Source organism: Ollibium composti (assembly GCF_004801285.1).
GTDB lineage: Bacteria > Pseudomonadota > Alphaproteobacteria > Rhizobiales > Rhizobiaceae > Mesorhizobium > Mesorhizobium composti.
Genome location: NZ_SSNY01000001.1, coordinates 128,895 through 143,706, shown reverse-complemented (window position 1 = coordinate 143,706; position 14,812 = coordinate 128,895). Strand labels below are relative to the sequence as shown.

The window sequence follows — 14,812 nt, the reverse complement described above, 5'->3', positions numbered from 1 at the left end:
GCAGCTTTTTCCCCTCGGCCGGCGCTGTCAAGCGTGGCGCCGCCCTCCGCTCACCGTGCCGTCAGAAGCAGGCTGTTGGGCACCTTCCACAGGCCGGTCACCTCCAGGCCGATGCCGCCGGCCAGAACCGAGATCTGGCTGGACGGCCCGCCGTCGAGATTGATCGCCCGCTCGCAACCGAGGCCGCCGCCGGCGTCGGGCGAAGACAGCATCTCGCCCACCTCGTAGAGGCTCAGGCCCCCGGACACCTGTACGATCACCGGTCGTCCGTCGCCCTGGATGCAGACGACGCTGCGGTTCTGGCGGTCGAAATTGTTGCGGTAGATGCCGTTCCTGCCACCCGGATCGACCACCAGCGGCCCGGTCTGCACCGCCGCCTCGAAACGCTCGTCCGGCCGGTACTGGGAGGCCGGCATGATGCCGAGCTTGCCGTCGCGGCGGTAGAGAATGCCGGTCAGCGGGTTCTTCGCCTTGGCGGCGTCGAAGGCGTTGATCTCGCGCCCGCCGACGACCAGCATGCCGACCGGCGAAAGCCGCGATTCCATGTCGAGGTCGAAGAAACTGGCGTTGATGGCGAGCAGCGCGCCGGTTCGCTCGCGCAGTTCCCCCACCGTCTCACCATGCACAGTGGAGGCTCTCGCCACGTCGAAGGCGACGGACGCTTCGTCGAAGCGCCAGGCAAGCACGGTAACGCCATAGTCCTCGGCCTCGATGCGGCGGAATTCGAGGCCGGGCGAAAGCACACTCCACGGCGCATTCGCGCCGGCCGCGCGCAGCGCCGGCACCGGGTCGCCCATCTGCTGCTCGTCGAACAGGTTGAGCGAGGGATAGTCTGCGTCGATGGCCGCCGCCTCCTTCAGGTAGCCGTCCACCTCGTCGGCGCCGGCACCCAGCCGCGCCGCGATCTGGCCGCGCGCGGCATAGGCGGAGGCGAAATCCGGGTCGGTCTCGATCGCCTTGTCGAGCAGTGCGGCCGCATCCTCGAATTGCCGGCGCGACGCCTTCTGCCGCGCCGCGAGGAAGAAGGCGTAGGCCTCGCCCACCTCGGTCGGCCGGTTGGCCGAATGCAGCGGTTCCAGCGTCCTCAGCGACACGTCGAGCATGTACTGCACGATCTGCGGCAGGAATTTGTAGTTGTGTACGTAGAAGGCGCGCTCGCCGCCGAAGCTGGCGGTCGAAACCGTCTTGCCGTCGCGCCCGGTCAGGTCGATATCCACCTGCACGCTGTCGCCGAAAGCCGTCACCTTCGTGTGCAGGCGGTGCGTGGGCGGCCGTGCCGGCTCGCGACCGGTCAGTTCACTGGACACGTAGAGCCTGTTGTTGACGTAGTATTCGACGAGGTTGCGTGCCAGCTTGTCGGCGATCAGGCCCGCTTCGGGATTGTCGCGCGCCACCTGCACCGGCTCGATGCGCAGTTCCGGCACGTCCTCCGCCACCGCAGGTTCGAGCGGCGAAAGTCCAACGGGCGCGGCGACCTCGGCCGGTCCCTCCTGCGAAGCGAAGCTGACGGGAAAGACGAAGTCGCCGCGGTCCAGCCCAACGACGTTGGAGGTCGAATAGATCGGGTTCTGCCGCCCGCCGGTCTTGCGGCTGATCTCCTCGGCGAGATAGGCGCCGAGCCGCGAGCCGGTCAGGTAGCCGTCGGAGCTTAGCGCCCGGCGATCCTTGCCGGTCAGCGCCGCGATGAAGGCCTGGCGGAAGCTGCCGTCGTCCAGCGCCACTTCGCCGGCACTTCCCGAAGCGATGAACTGGCGCGCAAGCTGCGTCGTCGCCTTGGAAACGGCCGCCGGCACGCTGGCGCGGCTGGCATTGAAGACGGAACCGGAAAAGCAGGAATCGAAGACGGCGATGACGTGCCTCGCCTTCACCTCGTTCATATAGCGCCCGAAAGCGGCAAGCGGCATGGCGGATGCCTGAAAGGCCGCCTCACTGGCCGGCGTCTCGCCCGGCAGCGGCGCATCCTTCGGCACCAGATAGCCCTCGCCGCCGATCGTGTGGCCGTGGCCGGCGAACCAGATCAGGAGCCGCGCGTCGGGATCGGCGCCCTTGCCGTAGATGAAGGCCTTGATGGTGCGCTCCAGTTCCGCCTCGCCGAGGTCGAGCTTCAGATCGACGTCGTCGAAGCCGCTCGCCTTCAGCGCCGCCGCCACCTGCCGCGCGTCCTCGGCCGCCATGCCGAGCGGCTTCCAGCCATGGTCGTAGCCGTCGATACCGATGACCAGCGCATGCGAGGCCGAGAACGGCTTGCCGGGCGCCGGCGCCGGCACCAGCGTGCGCACGCCACGCGTCTCGGCATGCGCCACTGCCGACGCGGCGAAAAGAAGGATCGTCACGAACCAGCGGAGCATTCTTGGCGCCAGTGTTGCCCTGGAGTGGGTATTGCCCGGAGTCGGACCGGCAACCTATCGCGAGACGGCGAGCCAAGGCAATCGGCGCGGTCGCGGATCAAAATCCCGTCAGGGGGTATGATCCCGTATGACGGCCGGCTAGAATGAAGCCGATGCGGCTTTGCGTGACTTTGACGGCGTTGGAATTCCTGCTGGTGGCGATCGCCGCCGGCATGTGGCCGTCATGGGCTCTGGCCTCGTCCCTGCCCGCGCCGCACCCGGACGTCACGGTCGAGGCATCGGCTGCCGCCATCGGCAAGCTCGCTTTCAAGCCCTGCTACAGCGCCGTGAGGACAGCCAGCGTGTCCTGCTTTCCGCAGCTTGGACTGCCGCAGGCCGCCGCGACCCGCACGCCCGCCGGCCGGCATTGCGTCGAGGCGACGGAGGCCTATGCCATGAAGGTCGCCGCATGCGAGGCCGAGTTCAGGCCACCCCGGTCCGCCGGTTTCGCCTGAATTTCAATACCGCGAAGCGAACAGCCGCTGCGCGCCCCCTTTCCCATCAGGGCGGCCATGCCGCTCCAGAGGTCATCACCATGCACAACGAAATCCCGATCGGCCGCCGGCGCTTCCTGCTCGGCGCCTCCACCCTGGCGGCAGGCGTCCTGCTGCTGCAAGCCGGCCCTGCCCTGTCGCAGGAAGACCTGACGCCGCAGCAGGTCCTCAACGATCCCGACATGCCCTCCATCGGCCTCAAGAATGCCGACATCACAATCGCGGAGTTCATGGACTACAACTGCCCCTACTGCCGCAAGAGCCATCCGGAACTGAAGAAGCTCTTGAAAAGCGACGGCAAGGTCCGCATCGTTTACAAGGACTGGCCTGTCTTCGGCCCGGTTTCCGAATATGCCGCGCGCATGGCGCTCGCGGCCAAATGGCAGGCCGGCTATGAAGCCGCGCACGATGCGCTGATGACGTCCCCCCGGCGCTTTCAGCGCGACAGGCAAGTGCGCGCCGCGCTGCAAAAGGCAGGCCTCGACATGGCGCAGCTCGACAGGGACGCCAAGGCGCACAAGGCCGACATCGACAGGCTCCTGGCACGCACCAGCCTGCAAGCCGAGACGATCGGCCTGCAAGGCACGCCGTCATGGCTGGTGGAATCCTTCATCGTCTTCGGCGGCCTAGACCACGAGCAACTGACTGAAGCCGTGGCGGAAGCGCGCCGCAGGAAGAAAGAAGGCGCCGCCGGCAAATAGGCCGCCCGGTTCGCACCGGGGCTGCCGCGCCGGCCCGCGCGGCAGCCCCGGCATTCAGCCGAGAACGACCGGAACCGAATTCAGGCATTGCCGCTTGCGACGGAACAAAACGGCGACAACACTGGCCTTTCGGGGGCGAATCACTACATTCGGGGTCAAATGCCAGGCTTTCCCGACGATATGCCCTTCTTCGACGAGGACGACGCGCCACACGGCGTGCCCTCGCGCCCGGCCGCGCCTGCCGCCGGAGCCTCCAGTGGCGGTTCGGGCATCGCCGCGCGCGCCATGGCCGCCCGACAGGGCAGCGGCAGCGCGCCCGACTATCTCAGCGGCCTGAACCCCGAGCAGCGGTTGGCGGTGGAGACGACCGAAGGCCCGGTTCTGGTGCTGGCCGGCGCCGGCACCGGCAAGACGCGCGTGCTCACCACCCGCATCGCCCACATCCTCGCGACCGGCAGAGCGTGGCCGAGCCAGATCCTCGCCGTCACCTTCACCAACAAGGCCGCGCGCGAGATGAAGAGCCGCATCGGCCACCTCGTCGGCGAGGCGATCGAGGGCATGCCGTGGCTCGGCACCTTCCACTCGATCGGCGTGAAGCTCCTGCGCCGCCATGCCGAGCTCGCCGGCCTGCGCTCCGACTTCACCATCCTCGACACCGACGACGTCACCCGCCTGATCCGCCAGCTGATCCAGGCCGAGGGGCTGGACGACAAGCGCTGGGCGCCGCGCACCTTCGCCCAGATGATCGACGGCTGGAAGAACAAGGGCCTCGGCCCGGCCGAAATCCCCGAAGGCGACGCCCGCGCCTTCGCCAACGGCAAGGGCCGCGAACTCTACGCCGCCTACCAGGAGCGGCTGAAGACGCTGAACGCCTGCGACTTCGGCGACCTGCTCCTGCACCCCATCCGCATCTTCCGCCAGCATCACGACGTGCTGGCCGAATATCATAAAAAATTCAAATACATACTGGTGGACGAATACCAGGACACCAACACCGCCCAATATATGTGGCTGCGCCTGCTGGCGCAGCGGCCGAAAACATCGAGCGCCGTGCAAGCGGCCGAAGGCCGAGCGCGCGACCGCGCGCCGGGCGACTTTTCGCCCGCCCCCGCAGCCGTGACGCGCAGCGAAGCGGAGCGCACAAACCAGGAAACTGCCCAGCCGCCGCAGGCGGCGGAACGGCCCGCGAGCGAAAACAAACCCACGCAGCAGATAAATATCTGCTGCGTGGGTGACGACGACCAGTCCATCTACGGTTGGCGCGGGGCGGAGGTGGACAACATCCTGCGCTTCGAGAAGGATTTTCCCGGCGCCACCGTCATCCGCCTCGAGCGCAACTACCGCTCGACAGCCCATATCCTCGGTGCTGCCTCCCACCTCATTGCCCACAACGAGGGACGGCTGGGCAAGACGCTGTTCACCGACCGGCCCGACGCCGACGACGCCAAGGTCAACGTCCACGCCGCCTGGGATTCCGACGAGGAAGCGCGCGCCGTCGGCGAGGAGATCGAATCCCTTCAGCGCAAGGGCCATGCGCTCAACGACATGGCGATCCTCGTGCGCGCGTCCTTCCAGATGCGCTCCTTCGAGGACCGTTTCATCGAGATCGGCCTGAACTACCGCGTCATCGGCGGCCCGCGCTTCTACGAGCGGCAGGAAATTCGCGACGCGCTGGCCTACCTGCGCGTCGTCGCGCAAGGCGCCGACGACCTCGCCTTCGAGCGCATCGTCAACGTGCCGAAGCGCGGCCTCGGCGAAGCCACCATCAGCCAGATCCACGCCACCGCCCGCGCGCTGGGTTCGCCGATGCTGGAGGCGGCGGCCAACCTTGCCGAGAGCGACGAGCTGAAGCCGAAGCCGCGCGCGGCACTGCGCGAAATCGCCGCCAACTTCGCCCGCTGGCAAGGCCTGATCGACACCACCCCGCATGCCGAGCTCGCCGAGACGATTTTGGAGGAGAGCGGCTACACCGACATGTGGAAGAACGACCGCAGCGCCGAGGCGCCCGGCCGGCTGGAGAACCTGAAGGAACTCATCCGCTCCATGGAGGAGTACGAATCGCTGCGCTCCTTCCTCGAGCACGTCGCGCTGGTGATGGACGCCGAGCAGAACGAGGGCATGGACGCCGTCTCCATCATGACGCTGCATTCGGCCAAGGGGCTGGAGTTCGAGACGGTGTTTCTCCCCGGCTGGGAGGAAGGCCTGTTCCCGCACCAGCGCGCGCTGGACGAAGGCGGCCGCTCCGGGCTGGAGGAGGAACGGCGGCTCGCCTATGTCGGGCTGACCCGCGCCAAGAAGAACCTGCACCTGTGGTTCGTCTCCAACCGCCGCATCCACGGCCTGTGGCAATCGACCATCCCGTCGCGCTTCCTCGACGAACTGCCGGAAGCGCATGTCGAGGTGGCCGAGGGCGGCAACAGCTACGGCGGCTACGGCAACCCCTATGGCGGCTCAAGCTTCGCCTCCGGGCGCGGCGGCTTCTCCGCCGGCCGCCAGAACCCCTACGGCGCCTCGCGCTTCGACAGCGTCGGCTCGCCGTCAGGAGCCCGCGCCGCGCGCGGGGATCAATCCGGCTCCGGCGGCGGCGCCTTCTCCAACACCTACGCCACCCCCGGCTGGCAGCGCGCGCAGCAGAACCGCACCGAGGCGACGAGCCGCAACTGGGGCACGCGCAGCGGCCATCAGGTGGAGCGTATCGGCTACGGCGAGGTGGATTCCGGCTACGGCGCCGGCCGCGGCTCGGTGAAGGGCCGCGTCATCGACGGCGAACTGGTGGCGAAATCCGTAGCCGACACCCCCTCCCCCTTCGCCGTGGGCGACCGCGTCTTCCACCAGAAATTCGGCAACGGCAATATCGCCGCGATCGAGGGCAACAAGCTGACGATCGATTTCGATCGCGCCGGGCAGAAGAAGGTGCTGGACGGGTTTGTGACGGGGGTTTAGCTTTCTTCGGATTCTTCGAGAAACATATCAGCCGTTTCCGTATCGCGCTTTTTTGAAAGCCCGTCACCGCGATAGAAACAAGCATGTTTTACATTACGTAGGCCGCCATCGGCCTCAAAATGTCCCCAGCCGCCATTCGGCATCCTCCTGCTCTGGGTAATTGTACCGCAACTGGGGCATGGTGCGGTTACTATGCCCAACTTAGATGTCTTTGATGTATCGTAGGGCACCCACGTTTCAGGAATCCAAGTGGATTTTCCACCGCCAATGTTTCGCGGATGTGCCTTTCGCCTTACCCATTTAACTGGCAACGCTAATCTTCCTCATCCCGCGGGGATAACTGGGGCCTCTGGCTTATGCGGACCGGGCACATGCCCTGCTGGAACAACGGCCGAAGCGCCCAATACATGCTTCTCTTGATCATCGAAGAAAATGTGAGCACCAAAAGCTTTTAGAATTGGTGCTTTCTCTCGAACGCCAACAAAATGGGCTTCATCTGCCGGGGTGCCCCAGGCTCTCAAAGTATGAATCACTCGAGCGTGAGCGGGAGCATTTCTGGCGGTCACTATAGCAATCCTGACTTTGGAGAACCCTTCGTCATTCATGTAGACGTTTCTCAGCACAGATAGTTTCTTCAAGAATTCGCCGAATGGCCCACCCGCCATAGGTTTGGTGGCATTGTCTGCCTCATGACGCAGAAATGCGGACAGACCATTATTTTTGTAAACTTCATCCGATTCAGGACTAAAAACGACTGCATCACCGTCGAATGCAATCCTAACTTCATCATCTCGCAGCTCCTGACGCTCTTTCGGCGCAACACCTAGCCTTGCAGCCGCCGCGCCGGCGGAGATCGCAGCCTGCACATCGCTCGCTTCGTTTGAAAGGAAGAGATCAATACCCCAAGCCGGTATGAACGGCGCAAGGGGTCGCCCACTGGTGAAGCTTCCAGTTTTTATATTCAATTTATATTCTTTAATAGAATTGAAGGCTCTAAGGGACAAATCTGGAGAATTTTGTGACAATATCATGACTTCAACAAACGTCTCGTTCGGCTTGTTCAGCTTTAGAAGCCGATCGATGACTTCGAATCCGCAGCCTTTGCCGATTATGTTATTTTCACGCTCTAGTTGAAGCGCGGCGTATGCCTTTACACCTTTCTTTAGAAAAATTTCATGCTCCTCCTCAAGATCAAAAAGCGCTCGGGTTGAAACTCCAATCCTTAGAGGCGCCGTTTGCGATGTGGGTTGCCCATTAAGAATATCGCCGCTCATAGCCCCCCCAAAACACCACAAGAAATCATCTATTTTATACAGTCACAGTAGCAAACTTGGCAGAAGCTAAGAAGGTTGCGCGCAACCTACTAGTTCTGCAATTACCTGACGCCGCCCTTTCCATCACACTGAAGAAGTAACGAGGCGTTAGCGCTCCGGCCAGCACCCCTCATCCGACCTCGCTTCGCGAGGCCACCTTCCCCCACACGGAGAGAAAGGAGGGCGGCCAATTTTCTCACCCCGCCATGTCGGCCCCCCTCCTTCCGGAACGTCCTATGCCTAGCCGTCGTTCAGGACGTGCAGTTTGAACAGCGAGGAGTTCCGCCCATGCCTGCCCCGAAAAACCAGATATGCCTGTGGTACGACAAGGACGCCGAGGCCGCGGCGCGGTTCTATGCGAACGTCTTCCCGGACTCCCATGTCGGTTCGATCTGGCGCTCGCCCAGCGACAATCCGGGCAACAAGGAAGGTGACGTGCTGGTCGTCGAGTTCACCGTCTGCGGCATCCCCTGCATCGGCCTCAACGGCGGACCGCAGTTCCCGCAAAGCGAGGCCTTCTCCTTCCAGATCGCCACCGACGACCAGGAAGAAACCGACCGCTACTGGAACGCCATCGTCGGCAACGGCGGCCGGGAGAGCGAGTGCGGCTGGTGCAAGGACCGCTGGGGCCTCAACTGGCAGATCACGCCGCGCACGCTGACCGAGGCCATGGCCGCCGGCGGCGCCGAGGCCAAGCGCGCCTTCGACGCGATGATGACAATGCAGAAGATCGACGTCGCCGCCATCGATGCCGCCCGGCGAGGGTGAGAAGCCGGTTGCCGCGAAGCGGCAAGCCGATGATCCTGTGAATCATCGGCAGGCTTCGAACGGGCGGGAGCTGCGAAGCAGCGGGTCCCGTCCATTGCCCGGTTCGCCGAATGCGGATTGAAAGGTCCGGCGGACCTTTCAAAGCCTCGAACGTCCGAGGTCGGAGCCGAGGGCTGGAGGCCAGCGTTCGGCATCCAGGCATCCTGACAGTCACGAGCGGAGCGCGCCTGGCGAACACAAGCGCGTTCGTCATCCTATGGCGAAGCAGGCCGAAGGCCGTGCGAAGACCATAGGATCCATGCCTGAACGACATGGTCGCATGAGGCGGCGCTGAAGGGGTCTCCGTCTGCACCACCTCACGTTTCATCGATGGTCAGGCATGGATCCCCGGGTCGCGCTCCGCTTCGCTCCACTTGCCCGAGGATGACGAAGTGAAGTGGCCTTCACAAAAAATCTTCCCGAAATCTATTCCCGCTCTTCGGACCCGCCTCATACTCCCCGTCAGTTCCTTCCATGGGAACACCGGTCGCGACGGTGATTGCGTGGGAAGGAACCGGCGCCTCCGTCCTGTTGCTAACGTGGCGACAGGACCGGGGAGGTTCCGTCCAAGGGTTCCCCTACGGGTATTACGGCCCGTGTGCGCTGGACGAGCGCTGCAAGCCATCGGCCGGTGTCGGCGCAAATGCCGGCACCGTGAGCTGCGGTGAAGCGGAACGGACGGGAACAGAAATCGCCGGGCGGCGGTCTTCGGATCGCAGTTTTATAAAATTCGGCAGCGTTCCGACGACCGCCGTCTTCCCGACCTCAACTCACCGAGGTCCGCTCTTTAACAATGGCCAGACGGATGAAAATCCGGGCGTGGCGGCGATAGCTTTTGCCCGCCCGCATCTTGCCTCATCTGTTCAGGTTTTAACGATCTTCTGCGACGGGAGCGCGCAAGAACTTGCATTTCCTTGACTTTCCCGGCAAAACCGGGCAGCAGAACCTCAGGAAACGGCGATTTTGCCGTTTTCCGATCGATGAGGCGGCAACGCCCGCACGGGCACATGCCAAAAAATGAAGGGGACCGGCAAAGGGTTGGTTAACCATCTTTGTCCATCTTGAAAGTCAATCGGCAACAAACGACGGGCGCGGGGGCGCGCTGAGGGGTCGTTCCTGACATTCGCAGCGGCAAGCGTCGCAGGCTGGAAGGCCGATTGAGAAAAGATTGGTTTGGCATGGCGTTCTTGCGTATCGACACCGCTCACCGTGAGCCCTCCGGCCGCACCGGCCGTTCCTTCATCAAGCCCGAGGCGCTGCTGCGCTGGGTCGCCGTGCCCGGCGCGATTGCAGGCCTTGCGCTGTGGTCGCTGACCACGCTGTCCAGCGCCTATACGGCGACGGCGCCGGCCGCTTCCACCACCTCCTTCATGCCGCACCTGCCGCCCGGCGCCATCGTCGCGCAGAACGGCGCCGCCGTGCAGCAAGGCAAGGCCGGGCGCGTCGCGCCGATCCAGGTAGCCTCGGCTGCGGCCATGAACGTCTCGATCTTCCCCCGCCGCAAGCTGAACGAGCGTTTCGAGAAGGTGGCCTCCGCCGCCGACCTGTCGCCGAAGAAGCTGGCGAAACTGTTCGCCGGCGCCGGCCTGTCGCGCGCCAAAGCCGCGCACACCCCGCCGGCGCGCGAGCGCTTCGAGGCCACCCATGCGGTGGCGGAAGCCGGCCATGCCGCGCCGGTGTCCAACCGCTTCGGCCCCGGTCCGGCCGAAACCGTGCGCGCCTCGCGTCTTGCGCTGGCGCTCTCCGGTTCGTCCGACATCCAGCTTGCCTATGCCGATCCTTCGCCGGCGTCGGCCGCCTCGGCGGCCTTCGACGCGGTGCTGGTCGCGCCGCAGGATGACGCGCTGCAAGCCGATACGAGCGAGGACAGGCCGCTGTTCAGCGAACTGCCGGACAGCATCGCCCCGCCGATGGCCCGTCCCCGGATCGCCAAGCCGGAGGCGCAGGCGCCCGAAAGGGCCGTCGCCGAAAAGCCTGCCGAAGCGGCAAAACCTTCGGTGGCAGAGGATACGAAACCGGCCAAGCGCAGCAAGTCGCAGCAGATGCTGGCCTTCGCCAAGCCCGACAACCCGACCGAGCGCGGCGGGCTGGCCGGCGCCTTCTCCAACCTGTTCTCGCCCAAGCCGAAGCGCCCGCGCGCCGGCGTCGCCATCTACGACATCAGCGCCGCCAAGGTCTACATGCCGGACGGCTCGGTGCTGGAGGCGCATTCGGGCATCGGCAAGATGGCCGACAACCCGCGCTACGCCAACCAGAAGATGCGCGGGCCGACGCCGCCCGACACCTACAACCTGTCGATGCGCGAATCGCTGTTCCACGGCGTCCAGGCGCTGCGCATGACGCCGACGGACGGCAAGGTCGAATTCGGCCGCAGCGGCATCCTCGCCCATTCCTACCTGCTGCGCGGCGGCCGGGCGGAATCGCATGGCTGCGTCGCCTTCAAGAATTACGACAAGTTCCTGAACGCCTTCAAGCGGGGTCACATCAAGCAACTCGTCGTCGTGCCCGGCTCGCGCGGCCGCAAGGCGCCCGCCACGACCGTGGCGCAGAACGGCCGCGGCGCCTGAATGCAGCCGGGCTGACAAGGCGCCGCGAAGGGCAGGATGGGCAAGGGACGGGTCGAAGCCTTCACCGATGGCGTCGTCGCCATCATCATCACCATCATGGTGCTGGAACTGAAGGTTCCGCATGGCGAGGACTTTTCGGCCCTGCTGCCGCTCTGGCCTGTCTTTTCCAGCTATGTCCTGTCCTTCATCTTCGTCGGCATCTACTGGAACAATCTGCACAACATGTTCCATGCCGTGCAGCGGGTCGACGGCCGCGTCCTGTGGGCGAACCTGCATCTGCTGTTCTGGCTTTCGCTGATGCCGGTCTCCACCGCTTTCATGGGCGAGAACCATTTCGCGCCCGCGCCCGTCGCCATCTATGGCATCGACCTGACCCTCTGCGCCGCCGCCTACTGGGTGCTGGCGACGCAGCTGCACCGGCTGCATGCCGAAGACACCGCTTTCGCCAAAGCCTTGGGAGACGACCGCAAAGGCAAGTTTTCCCTCGTCTTGTGCGTCGTGGGCGTGCTGCTGAGCTTCGTCAGCCCGTGGCTGGGGTTGGCCTGCTACGTGGCGGTGGCCGCGATCTGGCTGGTTCCCGACCGGCGGTTCGAAAACCAGTTGGAATAGGCGCCGGAATATCCTTCGACGGGCGACCGGTGCCGCGTAAGCCGGATCAGAGCATCGCCTTCAGCTTCTCGGCGACGACGGCGGCAAGGTCGGCATAGCGCTCCTCCAACCGCTCGGCGGCCTCGATGACGGGAAAGTCGTGGCCGGACGTTTCCAGCGCCATGCGCAGCTTCTCGGCGAAATCGGCCTGCGTCTCCAGCGCAGAGAACAGCGTGCGGACCTGCCGTTCGCTGATATCGGGATTGCCCAGCATATCGGGAACTTCGCGGGCCATCGTCTCGCCCGTCGCGGTCTGTTCTTCCAGGATCGCCAGCCAGTCCGTCATCGTCACCTCACACGAGGGAACAATGGGCAGCCCCGCCGTCGCGGTCAACCCGGCGAGCTATCGGAGCATTCAGGCGCGGGTCCGTTTGCGGGATCCGCCTTCCTCCTTCAGCACCTCGTGCGCGGTCTCCTTCGCCACCTGCTTTTCATGCCGCTTCACGGCATTCTCGCAGGTCCGGCGGATGTCCTCGACTTCGCTCTCGGTCAGGTGCTCGATGCCGATGAAGTGGTTGTGGCCTTTGCTGACGCGGATCAATTCGTCCAGCTTGGCCTGCATCGCGGCGCCGTCGCGGTTCTGGGTGTTCTGGATCAGGAACACCATCAGGAAGGTGACGATGGTGGTGCCGGTGTTGATGATGAGCTGCCAGGTGTCGGAAAAGCCGAATACCGGTCCGCTCATCGCCCATACCAGCACGATCAGGCAGCAGCAGGCAAAGGTGACCGGCAAACCGGCGAGATGCGCGACCTGATTGGCGATGCGGGTAAATGTTCTCTCGATCATGGATGTCCTCGGCCACGCCAAGAACACGCAGGACCGGCATCCGGTTCCCATGACGTAGACACAACTCGATACAACCGGAAAATGCATCCGATACAACCTGCGCCTTAAAGGCGATATGCGAGAGTGATCTCGCAGGCAAGAAGCCTGCTCCTTCCGCCCAAGAGCGGTACCTCCGGCCCCTTCCGCCTCGCCACCCCCGCACGGCGGAAGGGGCTCATACCCCCGGGAGAGGAACGATGGGTTCGGGACGGCAAGCATCGAGGCTTCGGACGAAGTGCCTGCCTGCCCTCCCCCTGACAGCGCTCGGCCTCGCCTTTTCCTGCTCGATGATTGGCCCCGCCTTTGCAGACGCCGAGCCGTCCGCCAGCTTCACCGGCTCACTCGAGCGCCACTACACCACCAATGCGCAGGACAGCGATCGCGCCGTGGGTGACTGGTACACGCTGCTGCGCGGCTCGCTTCGGCACGAGTTCGGCGAGGCCGACGCCAATGCCACCCTCGGTGCCGATTTCGAGGCCACGCGCCACGATACCGTCTCCATCGAGGACGACAGGGCGCTCGGCCTGTCGCTCACCGCTTTCCGGCGGCTGGAGACGGGGCTGGAGCTGAAAGGCACGCTGAGCTACCGCGTCACCAGCGACGGCGACGACCTCCCGATCGGGCCGGTTACGCTCGGCATGCGCACGCTCAAGCAGGTCGTCACCGGTCATGGCCAGATCGGCATCGACCTCGGCAACGCCACGGCACTGATCCTCGAAGCGGGCGACAGCCTGGAAAGAGCCGGGCCGACGCGTTTCGAACACGACCTGCTTCCCGAAAGCCGGCTCGATCCCAACACCAACAGGTTCCAGCTTGCCGCCCGGATCACGCGCACATTCGGCCACCTCGCGCTCGGCGCTTCCGCCTCCGCGCTCCTGACGACGGTCGAGCGGCTGGGCTCCCCGCCGGTCGGCGTGTCGTTCGAGCAATATGGCGCCCGCTTGGAAGCGGCCTATACGGCCGCCGACGGCACGACGCTCGGCGCCGCCCTTGGCGCCGAACTGCTAGACGCTGCCGACGGGCTCTATCGCCGGGTCCGTCCGGCATGGCAACTGACCTTCGCCAAGCCGCTCCCCCATGGCTTCGACCTGCGGGGAACCTATTTCGGCCGCTACGAGAGCACCGACAGCGACGATCCGCTGGCCTCGTGGCTGCAACGCGCCGAACTGGAAGGCAGCCTGCAGATACGGCCGGATTGGACCCTGGCGGCCGGCCTGTTTTGCGAAGTGAAGGAAAACCTGCTGTTCGAGAACAAGGAGCGTAGCCGCGGCTTCTACGCCGAAGCGACCTATCGGGTGACGCCTTCCACGTCGCTCGTTCTGCGGCTGGACGCCTCGCGGACCGAGAAGACTGTCATCGACGTCCGCGAAAGCACCGTCGACACGTTCGTCGGCCTGCGCGCGAAGCTTTGAACGTCCTCTCCACAACGTGAAAGGCAGGGGGCTTGCAAGGCCCCCTGCCCTTTCGATCCGGGTCTGCTCACCCGGAACGAGCGCTCAGTGCCGGCGACCCAGCTTGTAGGAGTGGTTGCCCTGCGACACGGCGTTGCCGACCGTACCGAGGATACCGCTCAGCACATTGGTGTTGTTCCCGTTCAGGATGCCCGACACGGTGTTGCCGCTGAGGATGGCATTGCCGCTCAGCACGTTGTTGAGCGCCGTGACATCGCCGAGGCCGATCGACGGCGAAATGTTGATCAGCCCGCTCGAAACGCCGGTGTTGCCTCCCGAACGGAACATGTTGGTGCTGCCTTTATGGCCGAAACCGCCGGCATAGGCACCCGCTGCCGAGAAGGAACAAACGGCGACGGTCAGTGCAAAAGCGTACTTCTTCATGACTACTCTCCTGTGTTGCCAATGTTTCCTTCCGTCCTTTGCAAGTATCTCCGCCCTCTGTACTGCCAGTTCGATTTTGATATTTCAACCGAAAATTGAACATAAAGACACATACAACCAGCTTTCACATTTTTAACGCTAATGCTTTACCTTAAGCGGAATGGTTACCGCGACACCGGGTCAGATCGGCGGATCGATGCCAAAGACCGTTGCGGCTGCGGCAGCGCTCCCCGCTTTGACAGGCCTTCGCCAAGCAGATATCGAGGCCGCCAACCTGCATTCGCGGCGAAC

At 64.5% G+C, this 14,812-nt stretch carries 12 protein-coding genes; 7 read left to right on the top strand and 5 right to left on the bottom strand.

Annotation, left to right across the window (positions count from 1 at the left end; all coding sequences use genetic code 11):
* Positions 1–50 precede the first annotated feature (50 nt).
* Positions 51–2,348, bottom strand: a complete 2,298-nt coding sequence (locus E6C48_RS00625) for a phosphodiester glycosidase family protein (RefSeq protein ID WP_136352939.1) — start codon at positions 2,346–2,348, stop codon at positions 51–53.
* A 152-nt stretch (positions 2,349–2,500) separates the two neighbouring features.
* Between E6C48_RS00625 and E6C48_RS22455 the strand changes: the two genes are divergently transcribed.
* The 3 genes from E6C48_RS22455 (at position 2,501) to E6C48_RS00615 (ending at position 6,525) form a co-directional block, all read left to right on the top strand.
* Complete coding sequence (locus E6C48_RS22455) at positions 2,501–2,842, top strand: hypothetical protein (protein WP_168734416.1); 342 nt, start codon at positions 2,501–2,503, stop codon at positions 2,840–2,842.
* 80 nt (positions 2,843–2,922) lie between these two features.
* The gene (locus E6C48_RS00620) at positions 2,923–3,582 is read left to right on the top strand and encodes a DsbA family protein (protein ID WP_168734415.1); all 660 of its coding nucleotides are present in this window, start codon (positions 2,923–2,925) and stop codon (positions 3,580–3,582) included.
* A gap of 159 nt (positions 3,583–3,741) precedes the next feature.
* Entirely contained in the window at positions 3,742–6,525 is a 2,784-nt protein-coding gene (locus E6C48_RS00615; protein ID WP_136352935.1) for an ATP-dependent helicase, read from the top strand.
* 323 nt (positions 6,526–6,848) lie between these two features.
* Here E6C48_RS00615 and E6C48_RS00610 read toward each other — a convergent pair whose 3' ends face one another.
* Complete coding sequence (locus E6C48_RS00610; protein WP_136352932.1) at positions 6,849–7,799, bottom strand: 5'-nucleotidase; 951 nt, start codon at positions 7,797–7,799, stop codon at positions 6,849–6,851.
* Positions 7,800–8,126: 327 nt separating this feature from the next.
* Here E6C48_RS00610 and E6C48_RS00605 point away from each other — a divergent pair, with 327 nt between their 5' ends.
* The 3 genes from E6C48_RS00605 (at position 8,127) to E6C48_RS00595 (ending at position 11,821) form a co-directional block, all read left to right on the top strand.
* Complete coding sequence (locus tag E6C48_RS00605; RefSeq protein ID WP_136352930.1) at positions 8,127–8,606, top strand: VOC family protein; 480 nt, start codon at positions 8,127–8,129, stop codon at positions 8,604–8,606.
* Positions 8,607–9,823: 1,217 nt separating this feature from the next.
* On the top strand, positions 9,824–11,212 hold the full coding sequence (locus tag E6C48_RS00600; protein WP_136352928.1) for a DUF2778 domain-containing protein: 1,389 nt from the start codon (positions 9,824–9,826) through the stop codon (positions 11,210–11,212).
* A 36-nt stretch (positions 11,213–11,248) separates the two neighbouring features.
* Complete coding sequence (locus E6C48_RS00595) at positions 11,249–11,821, top strand: TMEM175 family protein (RefSeq protein ID WP_136352926.1); 573 nt, start codon at positions 11,249–11,251, stop codon at positions 11,819–11,821.
* Between the two features lie 46 nt (positions 11,822–11,867).
* On the opposite strand, the gene E6C48_RS00590 is transcribed toward E6C48_RS00595, so the two are convergent.
* Both E6C48_RS00590 and E6C48_RS00585 read right to left on the bottom strand, forming a co-directional pair.
* The gene (locus E6C48_RS00590) at positions 11,868–12,146 is read right to left on the bottom strand and encodes a hypothetical protein (RefSeq protein ID WP_136352924.1); all 279 of its coding nucleotides are present in this window, start codon (positions 12,144–12,146) and stop codon (positions 11,868–11,870) included.
* Between the two features lie 69 nt (positions 12,147–12,215).
* A complete protein-coding gene (locus E6C48_RS00585; protein WP_136352922.1) occupies positions 12,216–12,647 on the bottom strand; it encodes a low affinity iron permease family protein in 432 nt (143 codons plus the stop codon).
* A 236-nt stretch (positions 12,648–12,883) separates the two neighbouring features.
* Between E6C48_RS00585 and E6C48_RS00580 the strand changes: the two genes are divergently transcribed.
* Positions 12,884–14,098: a hypothetical protein gene (locus E6C48_RS00580; protein WP_230978630.1), complete on the top strand. Its 1,215-nt coding sequence runs from the start codon at positions 12,884–12,886 to the stop codon at positions 14,096–14,098.
* Positions 14,099–14,182: 84 nt separating this feature from the next.
* Here E6C48_RS00580 and E6C48_RS00575 read toward each other — a convergent pair whose 3' ends face one another.
* A complete protein-coding gene (locus E6C48_RS00575; RefSeq protein ID WP_136352920.1) occupies positions 14,183–14,521 on the bottom strand; it encodes a hypothetical protein in 339 nt (112 codons plus the stop codon).
* Between the last annotated feature and the right edge of the window lie 291 nt (positions 14,522–14,812).

Bases quoted from the DNA above. Each gene is read 5' to 3' on its own strand.
- E6C48_RS00595 (WP_136352926.1), top strand. From the start codon at position 11,249: ATGGGCAAGGGACGGGTCGAAGCCTTCACCGATGGCGTCGTCGCCATC.
- E6C48_RS00580 (WP_230978630.1), top strand. From the start codon at position 12,884: ATGGGTTCGGGACGGCAAGCATCGAGGCTTCGGACGAAGTGCCTGCCT.
- E6C48_RS00605 (WP_136352930.1), top strand. From the start codon at position 8,127: ATGCCTGCCCCGAAAAACCAGATATGCCTGTGGTACGACAAGGACGCC.
- E6C48_RS00600 (WP_136352928.1), top strand. From the start codon at position 9,824: ATGGCGTTCTTGCGTATCGACACCGCTCACCGTGAGCCCTCCGGCCGC.
- E6C48_RS00625 (WP_136352939.1), bottom strand. From the start codon at position 2,348: ATGCTCCGCTGGTTCGTGACGATCCTTCTTTTCGCCGCGTCGGCAGTG.
- E6C48_RS00610 (WP_136352932.1), bottom strand. From the start codon at position 7,799: ATGAGCGGCGATATTCTTAATGGGCAACCCACATCGCAAACGGCGCCT.
- E6C48_RS00575 (WP_136352920.1), bottom strand. From the start codon at position 14,521: ATGAAGAAGTACGCTTTTGCACTGACCGTCGCCGTTTGTTCCTTCTCG.
- E6C48_RS00590 (WP_136352924.1), bottom strand. From the start codon at position 12,146: ATGACGGACTGGCTGGCGATCCTGGAAGAACAGACCGCGACGGGCGAG.
- E6C48_RS00585 (WP_136352922.1), bottom strand. From the start codon at position 12,647: ATGATCGAGAGAACATTTACCCGCATCGCCAATCAGGTCGCGCATCTC.
- E6C48_RS22455 (WP_168734416.1), top strand. From the start codon at position 2,501: ATGCGGCTTTGCGTGACTTTGACGGCGTTGGAATTCCTGCTGGTGGCG.
- E6C48_RS00620 (WP_168734415.1), top strand. From the start codon at position 2,923: ATGCACAACGAAATCCCGATCGGCCGCCGGCGCTTCCTGCTCGGCGCC.
- E6C48_RS00615 (WP_136352935.1), top strand. From the start codon at position 3,742: ATGCCAGGCTTTCCCGACGATATGCCCTTCTTCGACGAGGACGACGCG.